The sequence below is a fragment of the Pararhodobacter aggregans genome (assembly GCF_003075525.1).
Lineage (GTDB): Bacteria > Pseudomonadota > Alphaproteobacteria > Rhodobacterales > Rhodobacteraceae > Pararhodobacter > Pararhodobacter aggregans.
The window spans coordinates 1-26444 of sequence record NZ_QDDR01000004.1; the positions used below are offsets into that span (position 1 = coordinate 1).

Here is a 26444-nt window from a genome sequence, read left to right on the forward strand (position 1 = left end):
CGCGGCTGTCTGTCAGGTCATTCGGCAGCCACGCCGACGGCGTTTGCGGCGCGCGGCAGGACGAAATCGAAGGTGAGAAGCAGGTCGGTGTCCGCGCCGGCCGGGGCCTTGCGGAATTCGCCGATCAGTTCCTCCTTGACGGCAAAGACCGAATCCTCGTCCAGATGCGCGCTGCTCGAATCGTAGATCTGCGAGATGAGCGGGCGGAAGCCTTCGCGCGTGACCATCATGTGCAGGTGCCCGGGGCGCATGCAATGATGGCCCATGTAGCGGATCAGCTCGCCTGCGGTCTCGTCGCCGGGGATCGGGTAGGGGACCGGCCGGATCGCCTGGAAGGCGTAATGTCCCTGGGCGTCGGTCTCGAAGCGGCCGCGCAGGTTGTAGTCGGGCTGGTTCGGATCGTGGTTCTCGTAAAGCCCGTTCGGCGCGTCTTCCCAGACGTCGATGATGGCCCCGGCGACCGGCCGCCCCTCGGTGTCGCGGACATGACCTTCGACCAGCACGGTTTCCTGCCCGTCAAACGCGGCCTGCACGGTCGAGGCGCCCTTGGGCAGGATCGGCGCGTTCTGGCGGAAGAAGGGGCCAAGAACGGTCGAGACCGTCTCGGGGCCTTCGACCGGGTTCGACAGCATGTCGACCAGCACCTCGACCCCGAGGATGTCGCCCAGAAGGATGAATTCCTGCCGCTTGTCCGAGCAGGTCTGCCCGGCACGGGCGAGGAAGTCGCAGGCCTGCAGGAACTCGCCATGGGTCAGCTTCACGTCTTTGCAGAAGCCGTGCAGATGGGTAATCAGAGCCTCCATGATCTCGCGCTGGCGGGCCGAGATCGTGTCGTGGCGTCCCAGGGATGCGATGACGGTATCGGTCACGGTGTCGACGGTCATTGTGCGCATGAGTTCCTCCTCCGGAATTTCGGTGCGTGATGCGCGCGAAGGCTTGCACGATGGGCCGGGCCGCGACCAGACGGACCCGGGGTATGATGCAATACCCGATCCGGTCTGGGCGCGCCGCCTGAGCGGGCGGTATCCGTGGTTACTGCGGACGACGCTGGGCAACACGCCGAGCGTCGACTTCGGCCCGGGTGATCCCGCCTTTGCCCGTCAACCGACCGAGCGTGTCTCGATCAGCCAGCGTGTTGAATGCCGCGCGGTGATCGCCGGCACCCTGTGCGATTGGTGCGGTGTCGCGGCGTGAGCCGCCCCGTCGGAACCGATCACGGGCGCGCTAGGGACGGCCTGCCAGAGCCAGCCGGGCCGAGGCAGGCGCCATGGCCGCCTGTCGGGCCAGATAGATATGGTGGAAGGCATCCACCCGCCCGCCGGGGAGCTGAACATCCTCGCGCTGCCAGTCCCAGCCCTGTTCGCTGAGCCGGTCCTCGAAGGGATCCGAGATCTCGGCCGACCAGAAGGCGGCGATCCCGCCCGGCCGCAGCGCATCGCGCACTGCGTTCAGGCCGTTGCGTTCGTAAAGCCGCTGGTTGTCGCCGCGCACCAGGAAATCCGGCCCGTTGTCGGTATCCATCAAGATGACGTCGAAACCGGCTTCGCTGTCGTTCAGAAGGTCCATGACATCCATGACCCGCAGGTCGACGCGCGGATCGTTGAGCGGATGACCGGCCAGCGGCGCCAGAATGCCGCGGTTCCACTCGGCGATCGCCGGGATCAACTCGCAGACCGTGACCTGCGCGCCGGGTCCCGTGAGGTCGAGCGCGGCGCGCAGGGTGAACCCCATGCCGAGCCCTCCGACCAGGACGCGCGGTTGACGCATGTCCTCGAGCCGCCGCAGGCTGCGCTCGGACAGCACCGCTTCGGAGCGCCACATGATGTTCGACATCAATTCGATGCCGTTGAAGCGGATTTCGTAGATATCATCGCGTTGACGCAAAATGATGTCGTCGCCCGCCTCGGTCGAGGCGCGGGCCAGTTCGGTCCAGAGTGTCATGACATATCCCTCGGCCCCGTCAGGGTGCCGCTGTGGTCTGTTGCAAGGGAATGGTTTGGGGTTGCCCGACGATCAGCGCACAGGCAACCCGGACACATGGCGTGCCGTGGTCCCGATCAGCAGCGGGAAGAGCACCGCGCTGTAAAGGCTGTCATGATCGTAACTCATGGGCGCCCTTGTGCCTCAACGCCTCGCCCGGGGCAATGGCGGGGCGGGCGTCTCAGCGCCGATCCGCATGCAGGGAACCTGCGCGAGCGTCCCGGCGAAGATCGGACAACGAGAAAACACCGATCCGGGGTGTTCTGGTCTTCTGGGACAAGGAGATCAGAAGCCGAAGAAGCGCCGGAGCCGTGACGCCGGGTTCAGGGCCCGTGCGGCGCCGGACGGCGGAGCGGATTTCCTGCGACGCGGCGACCACCGGGGCCCGTGTCGCGCCCGTGCGCAGAGCCTTGTCTCACGGGCAGAAAGCGCCCGTCAAAAGCGGCGTCTCACGCAGCAGCCCGGGCTCTCCTGCGCCAGATGCCGTGCCCCGGCGGAGCAAGGTCACGCCTTGCACCGGGCGCTGCTCCTCTCCACATTGATCCGAATCTTCAAACCGGTCTATCGTCCCCGACAAGGACAGGGAGATCGTGTTGAACCTCTCGCACCGCGAAGCAGATCTGATCTTTGCCATCATGCGCGAGCTGTCGGGCGAGTTTGCCCATGACGAGGTGCGCAAGCGGGTGGGACGGTGGCTGCTGGAGCTGCTCGACGCCGATTTCTTCGCCTCTTATGTCTGGGACGACGAGGCGCAGCGCTATGTCGCAGGCGTCGACATCAACATGACGCCCGACAACCTGTCGCGTTACGAGGGCCATTACCAGTTCCACGACCCGATCACGCCGACCCTGCAGCGCCGTCGGCGCGCCACGCCGGTCAGCGCCATCATGCCCCATGACCGGCTGAGGCGGACCGAGTTCTTCAACGATTTCCTGTTCAAGGACGGCCTCTATTACGGGATAAACTATTTCGCCCGGGACTGCGGCGAAGACATCGGTGACCTGCGCATCTGGCGCTCGCAGCGCAAGGAGGATTTCACCGCCCGCGACGCCATGCTGGTCGATGCCATCGGGCCGAGCCTGGTGAACGCGCTGACGCGGGCGAACCGCCTGAACGGCGGCGCGGGTGCCCGGCGCTTCGCGCAATGCCCGGACATCTGGGAGCTGACCCAGCGCGAGGCGGAAATCGCGGACATGCTGGTCTCGGGCCTGTCCGACGAGGACGTCGTCCAGATCCTGTGCATCTCGAAACCCACGCTCCGCACGCATGTCGGCTCGATCTTTCGCAAGACCGGGGCGCAGCGGCGCAGCCAGCTTGGGTCCATCCTGGCGCGGTCGCGGCGCTGAATCTCATCATTTGTGATGATGGTGGCGGGGGCGGCGCCTCCGCATACTTCGGGTCACTGACCCGGAGATCGCCATGCCCCCTTCCCTGTCCGAGACCCTGATCGCGCTGGAAAGCGGCGCGCTGAGCGCACAATCGCACGCCGAGAGCGTGCTGGAGCGCGCGGCCGAGAGGGCCGATCTGGGCGCCTTCATCACGCTCGACCCCGAGGCCCTGCGCGCCGCCGCTCGTCGCAGCGATGCCCGCCGCGCCGCAGGACAGGCGGGCGTTCTGGAGGGCGCGGCGCTGGCGATCAAGGACAACATCGACACCGCCGATCTGCCGACCACCGGTGGAACGGGGGCCCTGAAGGGACCGGCCGCGGCGGATGCGCCGGCGCTGGCCCGGCTGCGCGCGGCCGGGGCGCTGGTTGCGGGCAAGACCAATCTGCACGAGCTGGCCTTCGGCATCACCTCGAACAACGGCGTCTTCGGCCCGGTCCGCAACCCGCATGACCCCGCCCTCATCGCCGGCGGCTCCTCGGGCGGCACGGCGGCGGCGATCGCGGCGGGCATCGTGCCTGCGGGGCTGGGCACCGACACCGGAGGCTCCACCCGTGTTCCGGCCGCGCTCTGCGGGATCGTCGGGTTCCGTCCCACCACCGGACGCTATCCCGCTGGCGGTGTCGTCCCCCTGACCTCGACCCGCGACACCATCGGACCGATGGGCGGCAGCGTCGCCGATGTCGCCCTGCTGGACGCGGTGTTGGCCGGCCAATCGTCGTCGCCGGCGCTGCCGGATGCCTCTGTCCTGCGCCTCGGCGTGCCGCGCCGGGTGCTGTGGGAGGCACTGGAGCCCGAGGTCGCCGACCGCTGCGAGGCGGCGTTGGTCAGCCTCGCCGCAGCCGGGGTCACGCTGATCGAAACCGACCCCGAGGATCTCTGGGCCGATGACGCGGCGGCGTCCTTTCCGATCGTGCTCTACGAGACGATGCAGGAACTGCCCGTCTATTGCGCCGCGCGCGGCGTCGATTTCGACGCGCTGATGGCGGGCGTTGCCTCGCCGGATGTAAGGGCCATCCTCGAAAGCCAGCTCGGCGAGGGCGCGATGCCGCAGGCCGCCTGGCGTGCCGCGCTGGATGTGCACCGCCCGGCGATGCAGCGCAACTGGGCTGCCTGGTTTGCCACCCACGAATTGCACGGCGCGCTGTTCCCCACCACGCCGCTGCGCGCCCGCCCCATCGGCGCCGATGAGGTCGTGCGCCTGAACGGCGCCGACCTGCCGACCTTCGCCACCTACATCCGCAACACCGACCATGGCTCGGTCATGGGGGTGCCGGGGATCAGCCTGCCGCTGCCGGGCGCGGGCCTGCCCGTCGGGCTGGAGCTCGACGGCCTCGCCGGACAGGACCGCGCGCTTCTGGCCATCGCGGCGCGGCTGGAGGTGATCCTGGCCCACTGACGCCGATATCAACAAGAACAGGGAGAAAGACATGAAACGACTGCTCATTTCGACAGCGATCGCCGGGCTCATGGGCGGAACGGCACTGGCCGAGGTCCGGATCGGCGTGCTGGTTCCCGACAGCGGCCCCGCGGGGCTGTTCGGCCCCTCGGCGCGGCAGGCGGCGGCGCTTGCCGCCGAGGACATCAACGCGGCTGGCGGCATCAACGGCGAACCCGTGGAGCTGATCTTCGCCGATGTGGGCGTACCCCCCGCGCAGGCGGTGCAGGCGGTCCAACGGCTCTGGCGGTCCGACGGCGTGCAAGGCTTCGTCGGCATGCATGACAGCGCGGTCCGCGCCGCCATCACCGGGCAATTGCGCGGTCAACTCCCCTATGTCTACACCGCCGTCTACGAAGGCGGGGAATGCGCGACCGGCACCTATGTCACCGGCGAGACCCCGGCCCAGCAGCTGGCACCGGTCATCCCCTGGCTGGCCGAGAATGAAGGGGTGAGCCGCTGGTATCTGATCGGCAACGATTACAACTGGCCGCGCGACACCAACGCCGCCGCGCAGGAGATCATCGCGGCCTCGGGCGGGACGGTCGTGGGCGAGGAATACGTACCGCTCGGGGCGTCGGATTTCGACGCCTCGCTGGGGCGGATCCGCAGCTCGGGCGCGGATGCGGTGCTGGTGACGCTGGTCGGCGGCGATTCGGTCGGCTTCAACATCGCCTATTCGGCCTTCGGTCTGGACCAGCAGGCGCTGCGGCTGGGCACCCTGATCGAGGAGAACACCCTGGCCGGGATCGGCAGCGCCAATGCCAACCGGCTCTTTGCCTCGATGGGGTATTTCGCCGGGATCGATAGCGACGCCGCCCGCGACTATGCCGCCCGGCTCGGCGCCACCTTCGGGTCGGACGCCGCTCAGCCCAACGGGATGGGGGAATCGATTTATGACGGGCTGATGCTTCTGGCCGCGCTGAGCAATGCCGCGGGCTCGCTCGACGCGGCCGCTGTGGCGGCGGTGGCGGATGGCACCGCCTTCTCCTCGCCGCGCGGCGAGGCGGTCCTCGATGGCAACCATGTGGCGCAGACGATCTTCCTGGCCGATGGCTCGTCCGGCGCCTTCGAGGTGGTGACCCGCTTCGACAGCGTGCCCTCCGGCGTGACCTGCCCGTGAGCAGCGATGCGCTGGTCCTGTTCGCGCTGAACGCGACCTGGCAGATTGCGGCCCTGGCGCTTCTGGCGCTGGGGCTCGGGCTGGTGTTCGGGCTCTTGCGCATCATGAACATGGCGCATGGCGACTTCGTCATGCTGGGCGCCTATGCCCCCGTCTTGACCGCGCAATGGGGCCTGCCCCCGCTCGCGGCAATTCCGGTCTGCCTGCTGATGGTGGGCCTGACCGCGCTGATCGTCGAGCGGCTTGTCATCCGCCATCTCTATGCGCGCATGTTCGACAGCCTGCTGGCGACCTGGGCCCTGTCGATCCTGATGCGCGAGGGGGCGGAACTGGCCTTCGGTCCCCAGTTCCGCAACGTGCCCCTGCCATTCGAGGGGGTCACCCAGATCGGGACTGTCGGCTATCCCAGCTACCGGTTGCTGGTGATCGGGCTGGTGGCGGCGGGGTTTCTGGCGCTCTGGCTCTGGTATCGACGCAGCCTGACCGGGCTGAAGCTGCGGGCGATGGTTGACAACCCCACGCTGGCCGAGGGCGCGGGGATCAACACCGCGCGCCTTTCCGCCGGGGCTTTCGTCGCAGGGTGTCTGCTGGCCGGGCTGGCGGGGCTGTTGCTAGCGCCGACGCTCAGCGTCTATCCCGGCATGGGGCTCGATGCGCTGATCCGGTCCTTCTTCACCCTGATCGTGGGCGGGCTCGGCACGCTCGAGGGGCTGGCGGTCGGTGCCGCGGTCATCGGCGGGCTGCAGGCGGGGCTCAGCGCCTATCTCAGCCAGACGGCGGGCTATCTCGGCGTGCTGATCCTGGCGATCCTGTTTCTCTGGAGGCGTCCGGATGGGCTCTATCGTCACCGTTAACCTGGCCCTCGCCGCCGGGCTCCTGCTGGTGCCGTGGCTGGGGGGCGACTTTCTGGCGTGGCAGATCGGGCTTTTCCTCCTCTACGGCGTTGCAGCCCAGGGCGTGGGCTTCGCCTGGGGGCGGGGCGGTTTCCTGCCCCTGGGCAATGCGCTCTTCTTCGGGCTGGGCGCCTATGGGGCGGCGGCGGTGCTGAAGGCCACGGAGGGCGCGCTCTGGGTCAATCTGGCGGCCATGGCGCTGATCGCGCTGCTCTGCGCGGCCTTGGCCTTCGGCATCGCGCTGCTGCTGTTTCGCGGGCGGATGGGGTCGGGGCCCGGCTTCTCGCTGGTGACGCTGGCGCTGGTCCTGATCGCGGCCCAGATCGCCGAGACCACGCCGGCGCTGACCGGCGGGTTCAACGGCTTCTCCGGCTATCCGCCGCTCGCGGGTCTGGACCCGTTCGGGGGCCTTTATCCCGTCATCGTTGCCCTCGTGGTCGCGGTGACCCTGTCGCTGACGCTGATCGAGCGCCTGCCTGCCGGTCTGATCCTGCGCGGGCTGGTCGCTCAGGAGGAACGGCTTGAGTTGCTGGGCTTTGCGCCCCACCGGGTCAAGGCCTGGGCCTTTGCCGGATCGGCGGGGATCGGCGCGCTGGCCGGATCGCTCTACGCCAGCCATCAGGGGATCGTCACGCCGCAGGCCATCGGCTTCATGCTTTCGGCCGAACTGGTGATCTGGGCGGCGGTCGGCGGGCGCTTCTCGCCGCTCGGGCCGCTGCTGGGGGCGGTGGCCATCGGCTGGGCCTCGTCGGCGCTGAGGGATACCGTCGCCTGGTGGGAGGTCGGTGTGGCCGCGGTCTTCCTGCTGGTCGTGCTGCTGCAACCCGGCGGGGCGATGGACCTGATCCATCGGGGCATCGCGCGGCTCGGCCTGACCCGGCGCAGGCGCGATGCGCCGCCCTTGCCCGCGCCACCCTCGCGGGCGGCGGCGGCGCGCGGCCCGCTCCGGCTTTGCGATGTCGGGCTGAGCGCAGGCGGCATCCGCATCCTCGACCGGCTGAGCCTGGCGCTGCCCGAGGCAGGCATTCTCTGCGTGATCGGCCCCAATGGTGCGGGCAAGACCACGATGCTGAACGCGGTGACGGCGCGGCTGCCGGTCCAGTCGGGGCAGATCACCCTGGGCGCGGTGTCGCTTGGCGGCAAAGCCACGTGGCAGATGCTGGATCACGGCATCGCGCGCAAGATGCAGATCCCGACCGTTTTCGGTGCGCTGACCCTGCGCGAGAACCTGCAACTCGCCGCGCTGGCCGGGCGGATGCGCGGCCTCGACGCCCTGCGTCCATCGCCCCTTCGCTGGCAGACGCCGCCGGTGGCGCGCCTTCTGGCCGATCCCGAGGTGCCCCTCGCCGCGGGTCTCGACAAGGACGCCGGGCATCTGCCGCAGGGCCACCGTCAGTTCCTGGAGCTTGCCATGACCCTCAGCCCCGAACCGCGGCTGGTGATGCTGGACGAGCCCGCCGCCGGCATGTCACCCGCCGAGACCCAGCTGATGGTGCGTCTGGCGCGCGACTACCAGCAGCAGACCGGCGCGGCCATCGTCGTCATCGAGCATGACATGCATCTGGTCGATGCCCTGGCCGACGAGGTCGCGGTCCTCCACCAGGGCCGGACGCTTGCCACCGGCTCCCTGGCCGAGGTCCGCCGGGATCCGCTGGTCGCAGCCGTCTATGCGGGGGGCCACAAATGACCCTGCAGCTGGAGGCGATCACCGGCGGCTATGGCGATACGTTGGTGCATCGGGACCTGTCGCTCGCGCTGCCCGCCGGTCAGATCACGGCCATCGTCGGCCGCAACGGAACCGGCAAGACCACGCTCGCCCGGCTGATCGCGGGCGAGCTGCCGCTGCAGGGCGGCGCGATCCGGCTGGCGGGATACGAGATCGGCGGGCTTCCTGCCCATGCCAGGGCGCGGCGCGGCATCGTGACCATGCCACAGACCGGCATGGTGTTCGATACGCTGAGCGTGCGCGAGAACCTGCACCTGACCGGCGGCACCCCCGACCAGATCGCCCGCATCGCGCAGACCTTCCCCCGGCTGGGCGAACGGATGGCCCAGCGGGCCGGCTCCATGTCCGGCGGCGAGCGCAAGATCCTGGGATTCGCCCGGGCCATGCTGGGAAACGGCAAGGTCCTGGTCCTGGATGAGCCCTCGGAAGGTGTTCAGCCCGAGAACATCCAGCGGATGCAGGCGGAGATCACCGCCCGGAAGGCGGCTGGCGCCGCCATCCTGCTTCTGGAGCAGAACGTGTCGATGATCGTCTCGATCGCCGACCGGGTGCACGCGCTCGACACAAAGGGCTTCACCTTCACGCTGGAACGGGCGGACATCGCCCGGGAGGCGGTGCTTGCCGCGCTTGAGATCTAGGCGTGTCCGGCGGCGGGCTTCGCGTCTGCGGCGCGTGGGCTGCCCCTGTCACGCGCCCGGCGGCTCCGAACCCGAACCGCTCCACCGCGCTATGGCCGCACCGGGAAAGGGCGGAGGCGCGGAAGGCGCCAATTGAACAGCCCCCAGGGCCAGGACCCGTTCATCGCCCTGAGCCCGCCCGGGCTGGATGGTTCAAGCGCCCGGATCGACCGGGGGGTGCTGACAAGCAGTTCTTCTGGCTGGCCGACGAGCCGATGGAGCGGTCGGCGCCGTTCTTTCCCAACCGATCTTGACCCGCAGACCGGAGCGTTCGTGGCACACACCTTTTGCACCACGGCTTTCCGGGGCCGCAACGTCCCCTGTCCCGCCTTCCTCCTCGCCGAACACACCGATGTCGGCGACCGCGAAGGAATGAGCGCGGTGCTGCTCTCGGGCCTCGGGGTGTACTGATCCCGATCGCCGATACGCTGGCGGTGGTAGATGGATGGCGGTCAATGCCCCCGCCCGCTGGCTGCGCCCGAAGTTCCCCGGAACGGCCTCCGCCGGGCCATCCGGCGCCGCCTTGGTCGCCCCTCAGTCCGTGGGCATGTCGCGGGGAACCAGCGATTTGGCGTGATCGGGCAGGTCGGTGTCCGAGAAATATTCGGGATGGGCCGCGGCGATGCTGGGGAGCGCCAGCAGGATCTCGCGCAGATGGCGGCGCATCGCCTCGGCCGCGCCCTCGCCATCGCGCCGGGCGATGCAGTCGAGGATCGCCTGATGCTGGCCGATCAGCACCTTCATCGGCGTGGCATTGGGCAGCGACAGCAGCCGCACGCGGTCGGTCTGGAACCGGGCGGAATCGACGATGCGCAGGGCGAAATCATTGCCCAGCGTATCGGTGATCGTGCCGTGAAACGTCTCGTCCAGCAGGTTGAACCCGGCGAAATCGCCCGCCTCGGCCGCCGCGCGCTGTCGGTCGATCAGCTCCTGCAGCGCGGCGACCTGCTGCGGCGTGGCCAGCCGGGCGGCGTGACGGGCCAGATCGCTTTCGATGGCCTCGCGCACGAAGCGGGCATTGCAGACCTCGCGCACCGAGATCTTCATCACCCAGGTGCCGCGGCTGGGCCGGATCTCGACAAGGCCGGCTTCCGAGAGTTTGATGAAGGCCTCGCGCACCGGTTGGCGCGAGACGCGGAATTGCGCCGCGATATCCTTCTCGGACAGCGCTGACCCGGGCGGCAGGTCGATGGCCGCAATCCGCCGCCGCAGCAGCGCGATCAGCTGCGGGGCCAAGGGTTTCGTGGGTTCAAGCGCGGTCTGCATCAGTCAGTTCCTGTCAGCACGATTTGCGGTTGTCAACGGGAGCCCGATATGCAACATACCGGTATGGTGGTTGGGAGGCAAGCCACGGCTGCAGGGGGGAGAAGGCCCTGCGCGCCTCGATCGCACCAAGGGCCAAGGGAGGAGAGACCATGACCATCGAGACGCTCACCCGGCAGACTCGCCGGAGCTTTCTGGCGACCGGCGCCGCCGCGCTGGCCATGCCTGCGCTGGCGACGCGCGGGCTGGCGCAGCAGACCTATACCTGCCGCATCGCGCATACCGAGGGGATCGGAACGCCGATCACCAACGCCTTCGACGCCTGGACCGAGATGCTGAACACCCGCTCGGGCGGCCGCATCGACGCGCAGCATTTCCCCGCCGCGCAGCTGGGCGGTCTGGCCGAGGCGCTGGAGGGCAGCCGGATCGGCACCATTCAGGTGACCACTGCCGGTCCCGACAGCGAGGAAGCCATCGCCCCCGAAATCGCCGCTTTGGGCGGGGCGCCGGGCTTCATCTACAAGAACGAGGCCCATGTCGACGCCGTGCTGCAGGGCGAACTCGGTCGCCGCGCCTCGCAGATCGCCCGGGAAAAGACCGGGGTCGAATTCGTGGCCTACGGCGAGACCGGCTTCCGCCACATCCTGGCCAAGCGCCCGGTGCAGTCGCTGGCCGATCTGGAAGGGCTCAAGATCCGCGTGCCGCAGCTGCGCATCTGGGTCGATTTCTGGTCGCTGCTGGGCGCCGCGCCGACGCCGCTGCCCTATTCCGAGCAATATTCTGCGCTCTCGACCGGGATCATCGACGCCATCGACTCGGATGTCTTCTCGATCGAGGGCTTCCGCTTTTACGAACAGGCCCGCTATCTGACGCTGACCGGCCATTGGTTCCTGCCGAAGGCCGTGCGCGTCAACGCCGCCTGGCTGGACAGCCTGCCGCAGGATCTGCAGGATCTGGTCCGCTCCTCGGCGCAGGAGGCCTTTGCCGAGCAGCGCCGCGTCAACCGCGCGCTGGCCGACCAGACGCTGGAGGGGCTGCGCGCGCAGGGGGTCGAGATCTTCGCCCTGCCCGAGGCCGAACTGGCGCAGATGGAGGCACGGACCGAACCCCTGTTCGAACAGTTCGGATCGGTCAGTCCCGAAACGGCCGAGATGATCGCCGCCATCCGCGCCCTGGGCTGAGATTGACGGCATGACTTCTGCATCCCCCGCAGGCGCCCCTCTGGTGGCGCCTGACCCCGGACCCGTCCCGATGCTGCGCCGCCGCGTGGATCAGGGCGTGGAATTCGCCTGCGTCGCCCTGCTGCTGGGGGCCGTGGGCGTGGCCTGCCTGCAGGTCGTCATGCGCTATGTCTTCCGCGCGGCCCTGCCCTGGCCGGAAGAGGTGGCGACCTGGCTGTTCACCTGGGCGGTGATGCTGGGCATGGCGCTGGCCACAGGACGGGGGGCGCATATCGCCATCGACCTGGTGCCCCGGCTGCTGCCGGGGCGCGCCAGGCGGGGGCTGGAGTTCGTGACCCTCGCGGTGATGGTCGCGGCCTCGCTGGTGCTGGTCATCCACGGCATGGATTACGTGGACCGCGCCATCGCCGCCTCGCCTGCCTTGCAGATGCCGATGAAATACCTGTTCCTGGCCGTGCCGGTCGGCGCGGCGCTGAACCTCTTCTTCCTGGCCTGGCCCGACGGGCGGCGCGGCTTCTTGCAGGGGCTGGGGACCCTGGCCCTGGGCGGGCTGATCTACTGGTCCGTCCGCCATGGCGCAGGCTTTCTCTATTCCCCGGCCTCGGGGCCTTGGGTGCTGGTGGGCGTGGGGCTCGGCGCCATCCTTCTGGGCGTGCCGGTGGCCTTTTCGCTGATCCTCGGCACCTTCACCGCCTTCGCCTCGGCCAACCCGATCCTGCTGGTCACGCTGGCGCAGAACATGGGCGCCTCGCTCAATTCCTTCACCCTGCTGGCGATCCCCTTCTTCATCCTTGCCGCGGCGGTGATGAATGTGGGCGGCATCACGCCGCGGCTGATCGAGCTGGCGATGATGCTGGTCGGCCATCTGCGGGGCGGGCTGGCGCAGGCCAATGTGGTGACGAACACCATGCTGGCGGGCGTTTCGGGCTCGTCCACCGCCGATGCCTCGACCGTCGCCAAACTCTTGGTGCCGGAAATGGCGCGGCGCGGCTATGACCGGCCCTTCGCCGCGGCGCTGACCGCCGCGGGCTCGACGCTCGCCAACCTGATCCCGCCGTCGCTGGGCCTCATCATCTATGCCGCGCTGGCCTCGGTCTCGGTCGGGGCGCTTTTTGTCGCCACGCTGGTGCCGGGCCTGCTGATGGCCGCGGCGCTGATGATGGTGGTCTATGTCATCTCTCGTGCGCGGGGGTACGGCGGCGACATGCCCAAGGCCAGCGGCCGCGACCGGCTGCGCGGGCTGGTGATGGCGATCCCGGCGCTGATCCTGCCGGTGCTGATCGTCGGCGGCGTCCGCTTTGGCGTCTTCACCGCGACCGAGGCCGGGGCGGTGGCCATGATCTACGCCCTTTTCTGTGGCGCCTTCCTCTATCGCAAGCTGACCGGCCGCGCCCTGGTCGCCGCCGTGCGCGAGGCGATGATGGACACGGTGGTGATCGTCGTCATCATCGCCGCCGCCGCCCCCTTCGCCTGGGTGCTGGCCTATGAGCGCGTGCCGCAGCGCATCGCCGCGGGCCTCGCCGTGCTGGTCGAACGTCCGTGGCTGCTGATGCTGGCGATCAACGCCTTCCTGCTGATCGTCGGCCTCTTCATGGAGATGATCGCGGCGCTGGTGATCCTGGTGCCGATCCTGGTGCCGCTGGTCGTGCTGGCCGGGTTCGATCCGATCACCTTCGGCCTCGTCATCGTCATGAACCTGGTGATCGGCGCGCTGACCCCGCCGTTGGGGGTCTTGATCTTCACCACCGCGCGGGCGGGCGGGGCCGATCAGGTCGCCACCTTCCGCGCCGTTCTGCCCTTCCTTGCCGCGATGCTGGTGGTGCTGATGCTGGTGGCCTTCGTGCCGGCGCTGACCCAGGTCCCGCTGCGCTGGCTGGGACAATGAAAGGAGCCGCGGCATGAGCCGTCTGTGTATCGCCATCGTCGGGCTGGGGATGGCCGTGACCCCCCATGCCCGCGGGCTGATGGATCTTTCCGACCGGATCGAGGTGCTGCATGCCTTCGCGCCCTCGGCCGCCCGGCGCGCGGCGTTCGGCGCGCGCTATCCCTTCCCGCTGACCGACAGTCTGGACAGGATCCTGGCCGACGATCGGGTCGAGGCCGTCGCCGTCTTCACCCCCGCCAGCAGCCACGCCGAGATCGGCCTCGCCTGCGCGCGGGCGGGCAAGCATGTGCTGATGGAAAAGCCGCTCGACATCTCGACCGGGCGGGCCGAGGCGCTGGTCGAGGGTTGCCGCGCGGCAGGGGTGCGGCTGGGCGTGGTCCTGCAACACCGCTTCCGCCCCGCCGCGATACGGGCGGCCGAACTGCTCGCCGCGGGCGCGCTGGGGCGGGTCGTCGGCTGTTCCACCACCATCCGCCTCTGGCGGCCGCAGGCCTATTACGACGAACCGGGGCGGGGGACGCTGGCGCGGGACGGCGGCGGGGTGCTGATCTCGCAGGGGATCCACACGCTGGACCTGATGCTGTCGCTGGCCGGTCCCGTCGAGACGGTGACGGGTTTCGCCGAAACCACCGCCGTCCACCGGATGGAGACCGAGGACATGGTCTGCGCCGCCGCCCGCTTCGCCTCGGGCGCCATCGGCACCATCGACGCGACCACCGCCGCCTATCCCGGCTTCCATGAGGAAATCACCCTGACCGGCACCGCGGGCACGCTGGCCCTGCGCGGCGGGACGCTGCTGGCGCGCTTCCACGACGGGACCGAGGAACGGGTCGAGGCCGATACCGGCGCGGGCGGCACCGGGGCCGATCCGATGGCCTTCCCGCACGATTGGCACCGCGCCGTCATGGCGGATTTCGCCGAGGCCATCGCTGACGGCCGCGACCCCCGCGTAACGGGTGAGGAGGCCTTGCGGGTTCACCGCCTGATCGACGCGCTGATCGAGACCGGAGCCTCCGGCCAGCCGGTGCAGGTGCGGGCATGACGCTGCGCTTTGCCGCCATCGGGCTGGACCACCGGCACATCTATCACATGGTCGGCGAATTGCTGGCCGCGGGGGCGGTCTGCGCCGGCTATTGCCCGGAAACCAGCGACCCGCGGGTGCTGGAGGGGTTCCGCGAGCGTTTCCCCGACCTGACCCCGCGCCCGCGCGAGGCGCTGTTTGACGACCCCGATATCCAGATCGTCCTCTGCGCCGCGATCCCCGTGGACCGCCCGGCCATCGCCATCCGCGCCATGCAGGCGGGCAAGGACGTGATGCTGGACAAGCCCGGCGCCACGGCCCTCGATCAGGTCGCGGCGCTGGAGCAGGTCGCAGCCGAGACCGGGCGCCTGCTGTCGATCTGCTTCTCCGAGCGTTTCGTCGTGCGCGCCTGCGAGACGGCCTCGCGGCTGGTGGCCGAGGGCGCCATCGGCCGGGTGATTCAGACCACGGGCCTCGGCCCCCACCGGCTGAACCGGGCGATCCGGCCCGAGTGGTTCTTCCGGCCGCAGGCTTTCGGCGGCATCCTCACCGATATCGCCAGCCACCAGATCGACCAGTTCCTGCATTTCACCGGCGCGGAAACCGCCCGCATCGCTGCCGCCGCCACCGCCAACCGCGCCTTGCCCGATCTGCCCGATTTCCGCGATTACGGCGATATCCTGCTGGACAGCGGCGAGGCGCGGGGCTTCATCCGCGTCGATTGGTTCACGCCCGACGGCTTGCCGACCTGGGGCGACGGACGGCTGTTCCTGACCGGGACCGAGGGCACGATCGAGCTGCGCAAATACCTCGACCCGGCCGGGCGGCCCGGGGCCGATCACCTGTTCCTCTGCGACCGGCACGGCATGCGGCATCTCGACTGCTCGGCCGAGCCGCTGCGCTATTTCACCCGCTTCCTGGCCGATGTGCGCGACCGCACCGACACCGCCATGCCCCGGGGCCATGCCCTGAGGGTCACGCGGCTGGCCATCGAGGCGCAGAGTCTCGCCGATGGAGGCCCGCGATGAGGCACAGCTGGCGCTGGTTCGGTCCCCGCGATCTGATCCGGCCTGAGGATATCGCGCAGGCCGGGGTGCAGGGCGTCGTTTCGGCGCTGCATCACGTGCCGAACGGCCGGGTCTGGACGCCCGATGCCATCGCCCAGCGTCAGGCCGAGGTGGCGACGGCCTCGGACGGCACGCCCTCGGGCCTCGAATGGGAGGTGGTCGAAAGCCTGCCGGTCAGCGAGGACATCAAGAAGCAGAAGGGCGAATGGCGCGCGCATGTCGCGGCCTACAAGACCTCGCTCGAACATCTGGCGGGGGCCGGAATCCGGGTGATCTGCTACAATTTCATGCCGGTGCTGGACTGGACCCGCACCGATCTGCGCTGGCGCCGACCCACGGGCGCGCGGACCATGCGCTTCGACATGGCCGATTTCGCGGCCTTCGACATCCACCTGTTGCAGCGCAAGGGCGCGGCGCAGGATTTCGCGCCCGCCGTGGTCGAGGAAGCCGCCCGGCGCCTCGCCGCGATGGACGACACGGCCCGCCGCGCGCTGGCCGATGCCATCACCATGGGCCTGCCCGGCTCGACCGAGGCGATGGACATGGGCGCCGTCCGCGACCATCTGGCCGAATATGGCGCGATCAGCGCCGAGCGGCTGCGCGGTCATTTCATCGACTTCCTGTCCGAGGTGGTGCCGGTGGCCGAGCGTCTGGGCCTCAGGCTTTGCTGCCATCCCGACGATCCGCCCTTCCCCCTGCTGGGCCTGCCGCGCATCATGTCCACCGCCGGGGATTACGCCACCGTGCTGGGCGCGGTCGACAGCCCCGCCAATGGCATGACCCTGTGTTCGGGGTCGCTGGGGGTGCGGGCGGACAACGATCTGCCGGCGATGATGGATCGTTTCGGGGCGAAGGTGCATTTCCTGCATCTGCGCAACGTGACGCGCGAGGCTGACGGCTCGTTCTTCGAGGACGAGCATCTGGAAGGGGAGACCGACATGGTCGCGCTGATCGCCGCCGTCCTGCGCGAGGAGGCCCGCCGCCGCGCTCAGGGCCGCGAGGATTGCGACATCCCCATGCGCCCCGACCACGGGCAGGAGATCGTCGACGACCTGCGTCGCGGCGGTCAGCCGGGCTATCCGCTGGTGGGGCGGCTGCGGGGGCTGGCCGAATTGCGCGGGGTGGAGCGGGCGCTCAGGGTCACGGGGGCCTACGCATGAGCCTGGGCGACGGTTTCCTGCATCCCGACCGGCTGCTGCCCGCCGATCCCGGCCTGCGCCGCATCGCCCGCGACCTCTACGACGGCACCCGCGATCTGCCGATCGTCAGCCCGCACGGCCATACCGACCCCGCCTGGTTCGCCAGTGACGCGCCCTTCACCGATGCGGCCAGCCTGCTGGTCACGCCGGACCATTACCTGCTCAGGATGCTGCACAGCCGGGGGGTTTCCTATGACGCCCTGGGCGTGCCGCGGCTGGACGGGGCGCCCGTCGCCTCGCCGCGTGAGGCATGGCGCTGCTTCGCCCGGCATTACGGGCTTTTCACCGGCACACCCTCGGCCCTGTGGCTGGATCACGCCATGGGTGCGGTGCTTGGCTGTCCCGAGCGGCTGAGCGAGACGAACGCCGATGCGCTCTTCGATCATATCGGCGGGGTGCTGGCCGGGCCCGGCCTGCGCCCGCGGGCGCTGATGGACCGTTTCGGGGTCGATGTCATCGCCACCACCGACGGCGCGCTGGACAGTCTGGAGCATCACGCCGCGCTGGCGGGGCAGGGCTGGGGCGCCCGGGTGCGCCCGACCTATCGCCCCGATGCCGTGACCGACCCCGAGGCGCCGGGCTTCGCCGCGGGCCTCGACCGGCTGGGCGCGCTGACCGGCTGCGACACCGCCGACTGGGCCGGGATGATCGAGGCGCATCGCCACCGCCGCGCCGCCTTCCGCGCGCTGGGGGCGACCGCCACCGACCACGGCACGCCCTCGCCCCTGACCGCCGACCTGCCGCTGGCCGAATGCCAGCGCCTGCTGAATGGCGCCCGCGCGGGCAGTCTGACCCCGGCCGAGGCTGAACTGTTCCGCGCCCAGATGCTGACCGAGATGGCCGGCCTCTCGGCCGAGGACGGGATGGTCATGCAGCTGCACGCAGGCTCGCGGCGCAACACCGACCGGGGGATGTTCGCCGTCCGGGGGGCGAACATGGGCGCCGACATTCCCCATCGCGCCGATTGGGTCGGCGGGCTTAACGCGCTGCTCAACCGGCACGGCCATGCGCCGGGGCTGCGGCTCATCGTCTTCACCCTCGACGAAAGCGCCTATGCGCGCGAACTGGCGCCGATGGCTGGTTATTGGCCCTGCCTGATGCTGGGGCCGCCCTGGTGGTTCCACGACAGCGCCGAGGGGATCCGCCGCTACCTCGATCAGGTGGTGGAAACCGCGGGCTTCGCCAATCTCGCCGGGTTCAACGACGACACCCGCGCGCTGCTTTCGATCCCCGCCCGGCACGATGTCTGGCGCCGGGGTGTGGCCGGGTTCCTTGCCCGGCTGGTGGCCGAGCATCGGCTGGACCGCACCGACGCCGCGCATCTTGCCGCCGATCTGTCGGGCGATGCTGCCAGAAGGGCCTATGCGCTGTGACCCATCCTCTCGCCGCCCTGTTGAGCCACCCCAACCGCCCCCGCCCCGGCATCCTGCATCTGGGCCCGGGCGCCTTTTTCCGCGCGCATCTCGCGGTCTATACCGAGGGCGCGCTTCAGGCGACCGGCGGCGATTGGGGGATCGAGGTTGCGGGCCTGCGCGACGGGGAAACCGCCCGGCAGTTTACCGCGCAGGAGGGCTGCTTCACCCTGCTGGTCCGCGATGGGGCCGAGACGCGGGCGCAGGTGCTGGGCCCGGTGCGGGGCGGCGTGGCGCCGGACGGTATCCTGTCCCGCATGGCCGCGCCCGAGATCCGCATCGTCACGCTGACGCTCACGGAAAAGGCCTATGGCCTCGATCCCGCGACCGGGGGGCTGGACCCGCACCATCCCGCCATCGCGGCCGACCTGACCGGCAGCGCCCCGCCCCGCAGCGCCGTGGGCCTGATCGTCGCGGGGCTCGCCGCCCGGCGGCGGGCCGGTCTGCCGCCCTTCACGCCGCTGAGTTGCGACAACCTCGCGGGCAACGGCCACCTGCTGCGCCGGCTGGTCCTCGATTTCGCGACCCTGCGCGACCCGGCGCTGGCCGAGTGGATCGCGGCCGAGGTGCCGTTTCCCAGCACCATGGTCGACCGCATCACCCCGGCCAGCACCCCGGCCACGCTGGCGGATGCACGGCGCCTGACCGGCGTCGACGATCCGCTGGCGGTGGAAACCGAGCCCTTCCTGCAATGGGTGATCGAGGATCGCTTCGCCCAGGGCCGCCCGGACTGGGACCGCGCCGGGGCGCTGTTCGTTGAGGATGTCGCGCCCTACGAGGCGATGAAACTGCGCATGCTCAACGGCACGCATTCGCTGCTGGCCTGGCTGGGGCTGGCCGCGGGGCATGAATACGTGCGCGACGCCATCGCCGATCCCGCGATCGCCCGGGCCGCGCAGACCCATCTGGAGGCCGCGGCGCTGACCCTCGCGCCGGTGCCGGGGGTCGAGCCCGCCGCCTATGCCGCGGCCCTGCTGGAGCGGTTCGGCAACCGCGCCATTGCCCACCGGCTGGAACAGATCGCCATGGACGGCACCCAGAAACTGCCGCCCCGCATCCTGACCCCGGCGGCCGAGGTGCTGGCGCGGGGCGGGGATACCGACAGTTTCGCCCGGGTGACGGCCGGTTGGGTCTGGCACGCGGCGCAGCACGAGCCGCTGCGCGACCCCCGGGCCGAGGAGATCCGCGCCCGCCTTCAGGGCGTGCCGCGCGATCCCGTCGCGCTGACCGCGGCGCTGATGGCCTTGCCCGGTCTGGTCCCGCCGCCCCTGCGCGATGACCCGGTCTGGAACCGGCAGGTCGCCGGGCATGTGGCGGCGCTGAAGGGCGGTGCCGCGTGATCCGGGTGGCCTCGGTCGGGGAATGCATGCTGGAGCTGCAGGCGCGCGGGCCCGGCTGGCATCTGGGCCACGCCGGGGACACGTTCAACACGCTCTGGATGCTGCGCGCGCTGCTGCCGCCCGGGGCCGAGACGGATTTCATCACCGCCTTTGGTGATGACCCGTTTTCCGACCGGCAGCGCGACTTCATGGCCTCGCAGGGGATCGGCACCGCCGCCAGCCCGCGCCTGCCGGGGCTGCGCCCGGGGCTTTACGCCATCACGCTCGATGCGGCAGGCGAGCGGTCGTTTTCCTACTGGCGGTCGGACAGCGCGGCGCGGCGGCTGGCGGATGATCCCGCCGCGCTGCGCCTCAGCCTTGCGGGGCGGGATCTGATCCATGTCTCGGGAATCACGCTGGCAATCCTGACGCCCGAGGCCCGGCGCGTCCTGCGCGAGGAACTGGCGCGGGCGCGGGAAGGCGGCGCGCTGGTGGCCTTCGATCCGAACTGGCGCCCGGCGCTCTGGCAGAGCCCCGAAACCGCCCGCGCCGCCATGAACGACCTGCTGGCGATCTGCGACATCGCCTTGCCGAGCTGGCCGGACGAGGGCGCGCTTTTCGGCGATGCCGATCCCGAGGCCTGCTGCCGGCGACTCCTGTCGCTGGGCGTGCCCGAGGTGGCGCTGAAGCTGGGCGCCGACGGGGCGTTGATCGCCGCGCCGGGGGCGCCAGGACAGACAATCCCCGCCCGGGCCGACGTGACGCCGCTCGACACCACCGGTGCCGGTGACGGGTTCAACGGCGCCTATCTGGCGGCGCGGCTGGAGGGGCACCCGCCCGCCACCGCCGCGGCGCTTGCCAATCGGATGGCGGCCGAAGTCATCGGCGTCTATGGCGCGCTGGCCGAGCCCGGGGCCCTGCGGCGCTGCTGGATCGAGGCAGGGCGCGACAACGGCCGGGCGGGTCGCTGAACCCGGCCCGGCGACACCCGGGACCAGCCACCGGCCCGTCCGCGATCCAGGCGCTTTCAGGGCGGAAGCGGTCGGCGATCTGACGCGTCGGGCCAAGGGAAACAGGCCTCTCACCATTGGCAAGAAAACCGGGCTGTCGGGCCAGATTTCCTTGAAAAATTTCCACTATTGCCGCCGGGATCCTGCGCCGCTTCCTCGGCCAAGATTGCAAGGCCTTCGCCAGCAGACGGGCAATTGCGAAACAATGTGTTTCACAAGTTAAGCCAATCATGGTCTAATCGCCCGGTCGCGTATCGAGTCACCCGGGAGTATTTCACCATGCCGCCGACCACCGGTTACGTTGTGGGAACGTCGTCGAATGACGTTTTCGATCACTTTGATTACGGACAAGTCTGGGGCAGGGCGGGAAATGACACGCTGACGCTCACCGCGGGAATAGGCTATGCGGCTGACGGTATTCCCTATCAGATCCACGCCTGGGGCGAGGAAGGCGACGATACCCTCAATCTTTCGTTTCGCTCGGTTGCCACGCCGGGCGGATACCGGCTCGGGCATCATGTCAGAGGTGACAACGAAGAGCGGGATGGCAATGAAATCACGCTCGGCGAGGATACGTTCAACTTTGTGGATATCAACAACGTTCAGCCGGGGAATGTCGCTGTCGGGCGGCTTGAGGATTTCGACGCGTCCCGGGACACGATCCAGATCGAGGGCGTGACGCTGAATCTGCAAAGCCTGCCGTCGAACGTCCGGATCGTCGAATACAACGGCACGCACGATCAGTACGAATCCTCCGAACCGCAGCAATGGCTCCTCATCACCAATTCCGTCGGCGGCAGGATCTTCTATGCCTTGGAGGGCGCCCGGGTTGACATGGATCCGACGATCCCCGGCGCGGGCCATGGCGGGATGGAAGAAGCCCATTTCATCCCCTGGACTTCGATTGCAACCGTCGATGCCCTGCCGGACGTAGCCTTCATCGACAAGCAGAACTTTATCCCCGCCGGATACACGAAAGTGGCAGGCGGCCTCTATATCAATGACGGTGACGCCAACAACGGCAGATGGGATCAATCGGGCGATCCCACCGTTCAGGAGAACGTTCTTGCCGTGGTCCAGGGCGGAAGCGGTCACGACCTGATCGCGGCAGGCCAGAACAACGACATGGTGCAGGCGGGCGGTGGCGCTGACACGGTCTGGGGCGGGTCGGGTTACGACACCCTGTACGGCGGCACGGGCAACGATTCCCTCATGGGAGGGACCGGAAACGACCTGCTTCGTGGCGAGGGTGGCCTCGATATCCTGGACGGGGGCCTCGGCGACGACACGATTTTCGGCGAGGCGGGCAATGACATCGCAACCGGGGGCGATGGTCAGGACGTGATCCATGGCGGAGCGGGCCACGACACGCTCTCGGGCAATGTCGGAAACGACACGCTCTTCGGAAACGGCGGCAATGATTCTCTGGCTGGCGGTTGGGGGAATGACTATCTGGATGGCGGCCTGGACAATGACGTCTTGTCCGGCTGGGATGGCAACGACACTCTATTGGGCGCCGCCGGGAACGACACGCTCTTCGGGGAAAACGGCAATGATCTTCTCAATGGGGGTGACGGCGCGGATTCGCTGCTTGGCGGGATCGGCAATGACACGCTGCTGGGTGAAATCGGCGACGATACGCTGAATGGCGAGGATGGGCTCGATTCACTCGGGGGAGGAGACGGGGCAGACCTCGTTCTGGGCGGGAACGGTAACGACACGCTGCACGGAGGGGCGGGCAACGATCACCTTCAGGGCAATGTCGACAACGACACCCTTTATGGCGACGCAGGCAACGACCTGCTCGAAGGTGGCTGGGGCGATGATTATCTCGACGGGGGCGACGATCACGACTTCCTTTCTGGCTGGGACGGGAGTGACACGCTGCTGGGGGGCAACGGCAACGACACGTTTCAGGGCGGAAATGGCCATGACTATCTCAACGGCGGAAGCGGAGCGGATGCGCTGAACGGCGGCGCCGGCCGAGACACGCTTTATGGCGGCGGCGGGCGCGATGTCTTTGACGGAGGGTCGAATGACCTTGCGGCCGATGTCTACCGGATCGAGAATTCCTGGGAATCGCCGCTTGGTGCAGGCAACCGGGATCAGTTCCTCAATTTCGAGCTTGGACGCGATAAGATCGACCTGACCGAGATCGACGCCAATTGGAATGCCGCGAATGACCAGGGCTTTTCCTTCGCGGGGATCGTGCCGACGGCGCATTCGATCTGGTATGTCTCGCTCGGGGGCGACCTGCTTATCCGGGGCGACATGAGCGGCGACGGGGTCGAGGATTTCGAGTTCGAAGCCGATGGTCTCAATGCGATCGGCGCATCCGACTTCCTCCTCTGACCGGCCTTTTGAAATGCCGGGGTCCGCTCTCCGGAATTGCCGGGCCTGCCCGAGGACAGGCAGGTTCCGGGCCGGGGCCGGGATGTGCCGCCCCCGTCGTCGGCAGGAGACAATCGCACGGCCCTTGGGTATGGTTATTTCTCTTTGTGTCCGAGGTCCTCTGGTCTCGGGCGTTGTGACTGTCAGGATGGATGGACGTGGATACCGACTTCCGCGAGGCTGCAGATACCCGATCCCGAGCCGACCGGCAGCCGACCCCTTCGGCATCGGGTCTGCCGCCTGTGCTGACGTTTCGGGACGTTCTGGCCGGACCATCGGCTGATCGGAACACGCCGGGCGTGCTGTGGCCGGATTTCGACTCCCAGACCCATGCCCGCCTGTGGCGGCGCAACCGCGCGGTCTGCACCCGGCCCGAGATCGACGGCAGCAATCCGGTTATCGTCACCGACCCGGGCATGTTCGTCTCGATGTATGACAATCACTTCGGCCACATGGTCGCAGAGACCGTCCCGCGGCTTCCCCAGTCGCTGGTCGAGGCGCCGGACATGCCGCTTTGTTTCACCTGCGACCGGCCGATGCGGGTTGACCAGACCTCGGGCATGTTCCGGTCGGTGCTTGGCTGGCTGGATGTGCCGCCGGAGCAGGTCCGGCTCATCCACGAGCCGACAATGTTTCGCGAATTGCATGTGGCCGTGCAGGCAGAATATCTCGACGGGCCCCCGCCGTTGCAAGGCTATCTCGATCTGCTCGAAGCGCGGATTGGCCACAAGATCGACCCTGTGCGCCCTGAGGGGATTACCTTTGTCACCCGCGAGGGCCTCGCGCCGCAGAAGGGCCGTCACGCCGCCGAAAGCTACCTCACCGCCTGCCTGAAAGAACTTGGAGTGCGGATCGTCCACCCCGAGGCCCTGCCGCTGCCCGATCAGATGCAGATCTACGCGAGCAGCCGGTATCTGGTCTTTTCCGAGGGCTCGGCCGCGCATGGCCGTCAGCTTCTGGGCCGGGTGGATCAACACATCTCGATCCTCAGGCGCCGATACCGCAGCCAGCTGGCCATGAACCAGTTGCAGCCGCGCTGCGCCTCGCTCAGCTATGTCCCGTCTTTCGGCGGATCCCTCCATGTAGCCGACGAGTGGGGCAAGAAGATCCGGCACGCGATGGCGTCGCTCTATGCCGTCGCGCCGGTGCTGGCGCATTTCGAAGCTCTGGGCGTGCCGTTGCGGCGGGTGTGGGACAACGAGACCTATCTGCGGTTGCGCGACGAGGATGTGCTGGAATGGGTCAAGCGGATGTATCGCTCCGATATCCAGCCATGGCTCAAACCCTACAACACGGATGCCTATCTGCTCGATCAGTTCGAACCGCTCGGGTTGGGGCATCTGCGGGCCCGGGCCGCCGCGCTGATCGGTGCGAGCCGGCCGCCTGTCGCGTCGGTGCACCCAGCCGCGGCGCAGAAGGTGCCGCCGCCACCGCCGCCCCAACCCCCGGCCACTCAGGCGCCCGGCACCGATCTGCGGCGGTCCACGATCGCGCTGCGGGGCGAACGCGGCATCGACCTCTTTGCCCGGATCATGGAGCCTGGGCAGATGCGGCCCGGTTTCCGCTGCATCGCGACCCTGGTCGGGCAGGGGGCCGAGGCGCGGCTTCATCTCTACCGGCATGCGCTGATCCCGCATATCCGCGTGCTGACGGGTGTCGCCGCCGAGGCGCAGAACGACCCGGTGCTCGCCGCCCGCTTTTCCCTGTTCGACCCGGAGGGCTGGCCGCAGCCGGGCGGCGCCGATCCGTCGCGGATCGTGCAGTATCACGACCTCATCGCCGCCTGGCAGGTCGCCGATGCCGTCGCCCGGCGGTTCCTTGCGCGGCTGGAACACAGGCCGGATGGTTTGTTGGCAGAGCCGGGCGCCCTGGTCTCGGGCATCGGTCCGCTGCATGATTTCAACCGCCTGACCCTTGGCGTGCAGGCCGCGCGGCTGTTGGAACCGGTTCTGGCCAAGCGTCTCGACACCCGGCAGCCGCTTGGCGAGGCGACGGAAAGCACCGGCCAGGCCCTGAGATTGCTGGACGATTTGTGTACCCGGGCAGGCGAAGCGGAACTGGCGCGCGCCTGCCGCGCACTGGCCGCCCGGATTGAGGCGTGAGCCGGTCGCGCTTTTGCCGCCCTTGAAGGCGGGCGACATTGCGGCGCGCCAGGTCACCCGGCGCCGGGCAGGGCCCCCGGCGATATCCGTGCGGCGGGTTCCCCGCAGGCGGCAGCGCCGAGATCGAATCGCTGGCCCGGCCGCCCGCGGGCAAGGCCCGTCCGCGCACCCGACCTGAAACCCGCGCCATAGCCGCGACCCGGGTCCAGCCCCCTCGGAGGCGTGTGAAGCCTGTCGGTCCCGCTCACGATCGGAGCCGATGCAGGGCCGTTGCGGGGCGGGGTGGTCAGGTGTCGCTTGACTTGCATACGAATGCATTGCATACGAATGCAAGACAGCGGGCCCGGGGAGGGACGCCGCGACTCACATCCGGGAGGAGACCATGAAGACACCGTTTCTTGCGGCGCTGACCCTTGCGGCGAGCCTGCTTGCCACCACGTCGATGGCGCAGACCGTCATCCGCATCGCCCATGCGCAGCCCGAAAGCTCGCCGCTGCATCAGGCGATGGAGCATTTCCGCCAGACGCTGGAAGAGCGGTCGGACGGCGGGTTCGAGGTCGAGATCTATGCCGGCGGCCAGCTGGGCAGCGTCACCGAGACGCTGGATCTGGTGCAATCGGGCAATATCCAGATGGCGACCGGCGCCTCGGTCAACCTGTCGCCCTCGATCCCCGAGCTGGGCGTGCTGGACCAGTTCCTGCTGTTTTCGGACGAAGAGCACGCCCGCGCCACGCTGGACGGCCCGGCCGGCGACAGCCTGAACGCAGCGATGGAGGCACGCGGCCTGGCCGGCATGGGCTTCCTCGAACTCGGCTTCCGCAGCTTCTCGGGCAACCGGGCGCTCGACAGCCTCGCGGCGTTCCAGGGTTTCCGCCTGCGTTCGGCCGACAACCCGGTGCAGATCGCGGCCTGGCGGGCCATCGGCGCGGTGCCGCTGCCGCTGGCCTGGGGCGAGATCTATTCCTCGCTGCAACAGGGTCTGATCGACGGTCAGGAAAGCGCGCTGTCCTCGATGGTGGTCGAACGCTTTTACGAGGTGCAGAGCAATGTCTCGCTGACCGGCCATATCTACTGGCCCGAGGTCTGGTTCGCGAACCTCGACTTCGTCAACAGCCTGTCCGAGGAAGACCGCGCGCTGATGAGGGAAGTCGCGGCCGAGACGGTGACGCTGCAGCGCCAGCTGGTGGCCGAGGCCAATGCCGCGACGCTGGCCCAGCTGACCGAAGCCGGCCTCGAGGTCACCGAACTGCCGGCCGAGGATCGCCAGCAGATGGCCGCGACGATGAACGCCGCCATCGAAAGCCTGATCCGCGAGCGGGTCGGCGACGCCTTCTTCGACCAGTTCCGCGCCTCTCTCGCGCAGTAACGGGCT

At 69.0% G+C, this 26444-nt stretch carries 22 protein-coding genes; 19 read left to right on the forward strand and 3 right to left on the reverse strand.

Annotated elements, in window-relative coordinates; translation table 11 throughout:
- Nucleotides 1-17: 17 nt before the first annotated feature.
- Nucleotides 18-893 (reverse strand): dioxygenase family protein, encoded by an 876-nt coding sequence (locus DDE23_RS09005; RefSeq protein WP_107750950.1) that lies wholly within the window; start codon nucleotides 891-893, stop codon nucleotides 18-20.
- Between DDE23_RS09005 and DDE23_RS09010 the strand changes: the two genes are divergently transcribed.
- Complete coding sequence (locus DDE23_RS09010) at nucleotides 853-1194, forward strand: hypothetical protein (protein ID WP_133239535.1); 342 nt, start codon at nucleotides 853-855, stop codon at nucleotides 1192-1194. The genes DDE23_RS09005 and DDE23_RS09010 overlap by 41 nt on opposite strands.
- Before the next feature lie 30 nt (nucleotides 1195-1224).
- On the opposite strand, the gene DDE23_RS09015 is transcribed toward DDE23_RS09010, so the two are convergent.
- Entirely contained in the window at nucleotides 1225-1941 is a 717-nt protein-coding gene (locus tag DDE23_RS09015; RefSeq protein WP_107750952.1) for a spermidine synthase, read from the reverse strand.
- A 632-nt stretch (nucleotides 1942-2573) separates the two neighbouring features.
- Here DDE23_RS09015 and DDE23_RS09020 point away from each other — a divergent pair.
- The 7 genes from DDE23_RS09020 to DDE23_RS25035 all read left to right on the forward strand — a co-directional run bounded on the left by DDE23_RS09020 (nucleotide 2574) and on the right by DDE23_RS25035 (nucleotide 9633).
- Nucleotides 2574-3326, forward strand: coding sequence for a helix-turn-helix transcriptional regulator (locus DDE23_RS09020; protein ID WP_107750953.1), 753 nt, complete (start codon nucleotides 2574-2576; stop codon nucleotides 3324-3326).
- A gap of 73 nt (nucleotides 3327-3399) precedes the next feature.
- Nucleotides 3400-4764, forward strand: coding sequence for an indoleacetamide hydrolase (gene iaaH / locus DDE23_RS09025; protein WP_107750954.1), 1365 nt, complete (start codon nucleotides 3400-3402; stop codon nucleotides 4762-4764).
- 31 nt (nucleotides 4765-4795) lie between these two features.
- The gene (locus tag DDE23_RS09030; protein WP_107750955.1) at nucleotides 4796-5926 is read left to right on the forward strand and encodes a substrate-binding domain-containing protein; all 1131 of its coding nucleotides are present in this window, start codon (nucleotides 4796-4798) and stop codon (nucleotides 5924-5926) included.
- Nucleotides 5923-6780: a branched-chain amino acid ABC transporter permease gene (locus DDE23_RS09035; protein ID WP_107750956.1), complete on the forward strand. Its 858-nt coding sequence runs from the start codon at nucleotides 5923-5925 to the stop codon at nucleotides 6778-6780. Before DDE23_RS09030 ends, DDE23_RS09035 begins: the two co-directional genes overlap by 4 nt.
- Nucleotides 6758-8506 (forward strand): branched-chain amino acid ABC transporter ATP-binding protein/permease, encoded by a 1749-nt coding sequence (locus tag DDE23_RS09040; RefSeq protein ID WP_107750957.1) that lies wholly within the window; start codon nucleotides 6758-6760, stop codon nucleotides 8504-8506. The genes DDE23_RS09035 and DDE23_RS09040 overlap by 23 nt, the downstream gene beginning before the upstream one ends.
- A complete protein-coding gene (locus DDE23_RS09045) occupies nucleotides 8503-9183 on the forward strand; it encodes an ABC transporter ATP-binding protein (RefSeq protein WP_107750958.1) in 681 nt (226 codons plus the stop codon). Before DDE23_RS09040 ends, DDE23_RS09045 begins: the two co-directional genes overlap by 4 nt.
- A 312-nt stretch (nucleotides 9184-9495) precedes the next feature.
- Nucleotides 9496-9633, forward strand: a complete 138-nt coding sequence (locus DDE23_RS25035) for a hypothetical protein (RefSeq protein ID WP_157957994.1) — start codon at nucleotides 9496-9498, stop codon at nucleotides 9631-9633.
- A 123-nt stretch (nucleotides 9634-9756) separates the two neighbouring features.
- Here DDE23_RS25035 and DDE23_RS09050 read toward each other — a convergent pair whose 3' ends face one another.
- Nucleotides 9757-10488 (reverse strand): GntR family transcriptional regulator, encoded by a 732-nt coding sequence (locus tag DDE23_RS09050; RefSeq protein ID WP_107750959.1) that lies wholly within the window; start codon nucleotides 10486-10488, stop codon nucleotides 9757-9759.
- A 149-nt stretch (nucleotides 10489-10637) separates the two neighbouring features.
- On the opposite strand from DDE23_RS09050, the gene DDE23_RS09055 reads away from it, so the two are divergent.
- The 11 genes from DDE23_RS09055 to DDE23_RS09105 all read left to right on the forward strand — a co-directional run bounded on the left by DDE23_RS09055 (nucleotide 10638) and on the right by DDE23_RS09105 (nucleotide 26438).
- Complete coding sequence (locus DDE23_RS09055) at nucleotides 10638-11666, forward strand: TRAP transporter substrate-binding protein (protein ID WP_107750960.1); 1029 nt, start codon at nucleotides 10638-10640, stop codon at nucleotides 11664-11666.
- Between the two features lie 10 nt (nucleotides 11667-11676).
- Nucleotides 11677-13551: a TRAP transporter large permease gene (locus DDE23_RS09060; protein ID WP_107750961.1), complete on the forward strand. Its 1875-nt coding sequence runs from the start codon at nucleotides 11677-11679 to the stop codon at nucleotides 13549-13551.
- 13 nt (nucleotides 13552-13564) lie between these two features.
- A complete protein-coding gene (locus DDE23_RS09065) occupies nucleotides 13565-14593 on the forward strand; it encodes a Gfo/Idh/MocA family protein (protein ID WP_107750962.1) in 1029 nt (342 codons plus the stop codon).
- Complete coding sequence (locus DDE23_RS09070) at nucleotides 14590-15600, forward strand: Gfo/Idh/MocA family protein (RefSeq protein ID WP_107750963.1); 1011 nt, start codon at nucleotides 14590-14592, stop codon at nucleotides 15598-15600. Before DDE23_RS09065 ends, DDE23_RS09070 begins: the two co-directional genes overlap by 4 nt.
- Nucleotides 15597-16799, forward strand: a complete 1203-nt coding sequence (gene uxuA / locus DDE23_RS09075) for a mannonate dehydratase (RefSeq protein ID WP_107750964.1) — start codon at nucleotides 15597-15599, stop codon at nucleotides 16797-16799. The genes DDE23_RS09070 and uxuA overlap by 4 nt, the downstream gene beginning before the upstream one ends.
- Nucleotides 16796-18211: a glucuronate isomerase gene (uxaC, locus tag DDE23_RS09080; protein ID WP_107750965.1), complete on the forward strand. Its 1416-nt coding sequence runs from the start codon at nucleotides 16796-16798 to the stop codon at nucleotides 18209-18211. The genes uxuA and uxaC overlap by 4 nt, the downstream gene beginning before the upstream one ends.
- Entirely contained in the window at nucleotides 18208-19590 is a 1383-nt protein-coding gene (locus tag DDE23_RS09085; protein ID WP_107750966.1) for a mannitol dehydrogenase family protein, read from the forward strand. The genes uxaC and DDE23_RS09085 overlap by 4 nt, the downstream gene beginning before the upstream one ends.
- Nucleotides 19591-19595: 5 nt before the next feature.
- Nucleotides 19596-20540, forward strand: a complete 945-nt coding sequence (locus DDE23_RS09090; protein ID WP_272947875.1) for a sugar kinase — start codon at nucleotides 19596-19598, stop codon at nucleotides 20538-20540.
- 318 nt (nucleotides 20541-20858) lie between these two features.
- The gene (locus DDE23_RS09095) at nucleotides 20859-22931 is read left to right on the forward strand and encodes a calcium-binding protein (RefSeq protein ID WP_107750968.1); all 2073 of its coding nucleotides are present in this window, start codon (nucleotides 20859-20861) and stop codon (nucleotides 22929-22931) included.
- A gap of 338 nt (nucleotides 22932-23269) precedes the next feature.
- Nucleotides 23270-25072, forward strand: a complete 1803-nt coding sequence (locus DDE23_RS09100; RefSeq protein WP_157957995.1) for a glycosyltransferase 61 family protein — start codon at nucleotides 23270-23272, stop codon at nucleotides 25070-25072.
- 382 nt (nucleotides 25073-25454) lie between these two features.
- Entirely contained in the window at nucleotides 25455-26438 is a 984-nt protein-coding gene (locus DDE23_RS09105; protein WP_107750970.1) for a TRAP transporter substrate-binding protein, read from the forward strand.
- Nucleotides 26439-26444: the final 6 nt, after the last annotated feature.

Bases quoted from the DNA above. Each gene is read 5' to 3' on its own strand.
- DDE23_RS09045 (WP_107750958.1), top strand. From the start codon at position 8,503: ATGACCCTGCAGCTGGAGGCGATCACCGGCGGCTATGGCGATACGTTG.
- DDE23_RS09015 (WP_107750952.1), bottom strand. From the start codon at position 1,941: ATGACACTCTGGACCGAACTGGCCCGCGCCTCGACCGAGGCGGGCGAC.
- DDE23_RS09030 (WP_107750955.1), top strand. From the start codon at position 4,796: ATGAAACGACTGCTCATTTCGACAGCGATCGCCGGGCTCATGGGCGGA.
- DDE23_RS09070 (WP_107750963.1), top strand. From the start codon at position 14,590: ATGACGCTGCGCTTTGCCGCCATCGGGCTGGACCACCGGCACATCTAT.
- DDE23_RS09095 (WP_107750968.1), top strand. From the start codon at position 20,859: ATGCCGCCGACCACCGGTTACGTTGTGGGAACGTCGTCGAATGACGTT.
- DDE23_RS09005 (WP_107750950.1), bottom strand. From the start codon at position 893: ATGCGCACAATGACCGTCGACACCGTGACCGATACCGTCATCGCATCC.
- uxuA (WP_107750964.1), top strand. From the start codon at position 15,597: ATGAGGCACAGCTGGCGCTGGTTCGGTCCCCGCGATCTGATCCGGCCT.
- DDE23_RS09040 (WP_107750957.1), top strand. From the start codon at position 6,758: ATGGGCTCTATCGTCACCGTTAACCTGGCCCTCGCCGCCGGGCTCCTG.
- iaaH (WP_107750954.1), top strand. From the start codon at position 3,400: ATGCCCCCTTCCCTGTCCGAGACCCTGATCGCGCTGGAAAGCGGCGCG.
- DDE23_RS09060 (WP_107750961.1), top strand. From the start codon at position 11,677: ATGACTTCTGCATCCCCCGCAGGCGCCCCTCTGGTGGCGCCTGACCCC.
- DDE23_RS09105 (WP_107750970.1), top strand. From the start codon at position 25,455: ATGAAGACACCGTTTCTTGCGGCGCTGACCCTTGCGGCGAGCCTGCTT.
- DDE23_RS09010 (WP_133239535.1), top strand. From the start codon at position 853: ATGACGGTATCGGTCACGGTGTCGACGGTCATTGTGCGCATGAGTTCC.
- uxaC (WP_107750965.1), top strand. From the start codon at position 16,796: ATGAGCCTGGGCGACGGTTTCCTGCATCCCGACCGGCTGCTGCCCGCC.
- DDE23_RS09055 (WP_107750960.1), top strand. From the start codon at position 10,638: ATGACCATCGAGACGCTCACCCGGCAGACTCGCCGGAGCTTTCTGGCG.
- DDE23_RS09050 (WP_107750959.1), bottom strand. From the start codon at position 10,488: ATGCAGACCGCGCTTGAACCCACGAAACCCTTGGCCCCGCAGCTGATC.
- DDE23_RS09065 (WP_107750962.1), top strand. From the start codon at position 13,565: ATGAGCCGTCTGTGTATCGCCATCGTCGGGCTGGGGATGGCCGTGACC.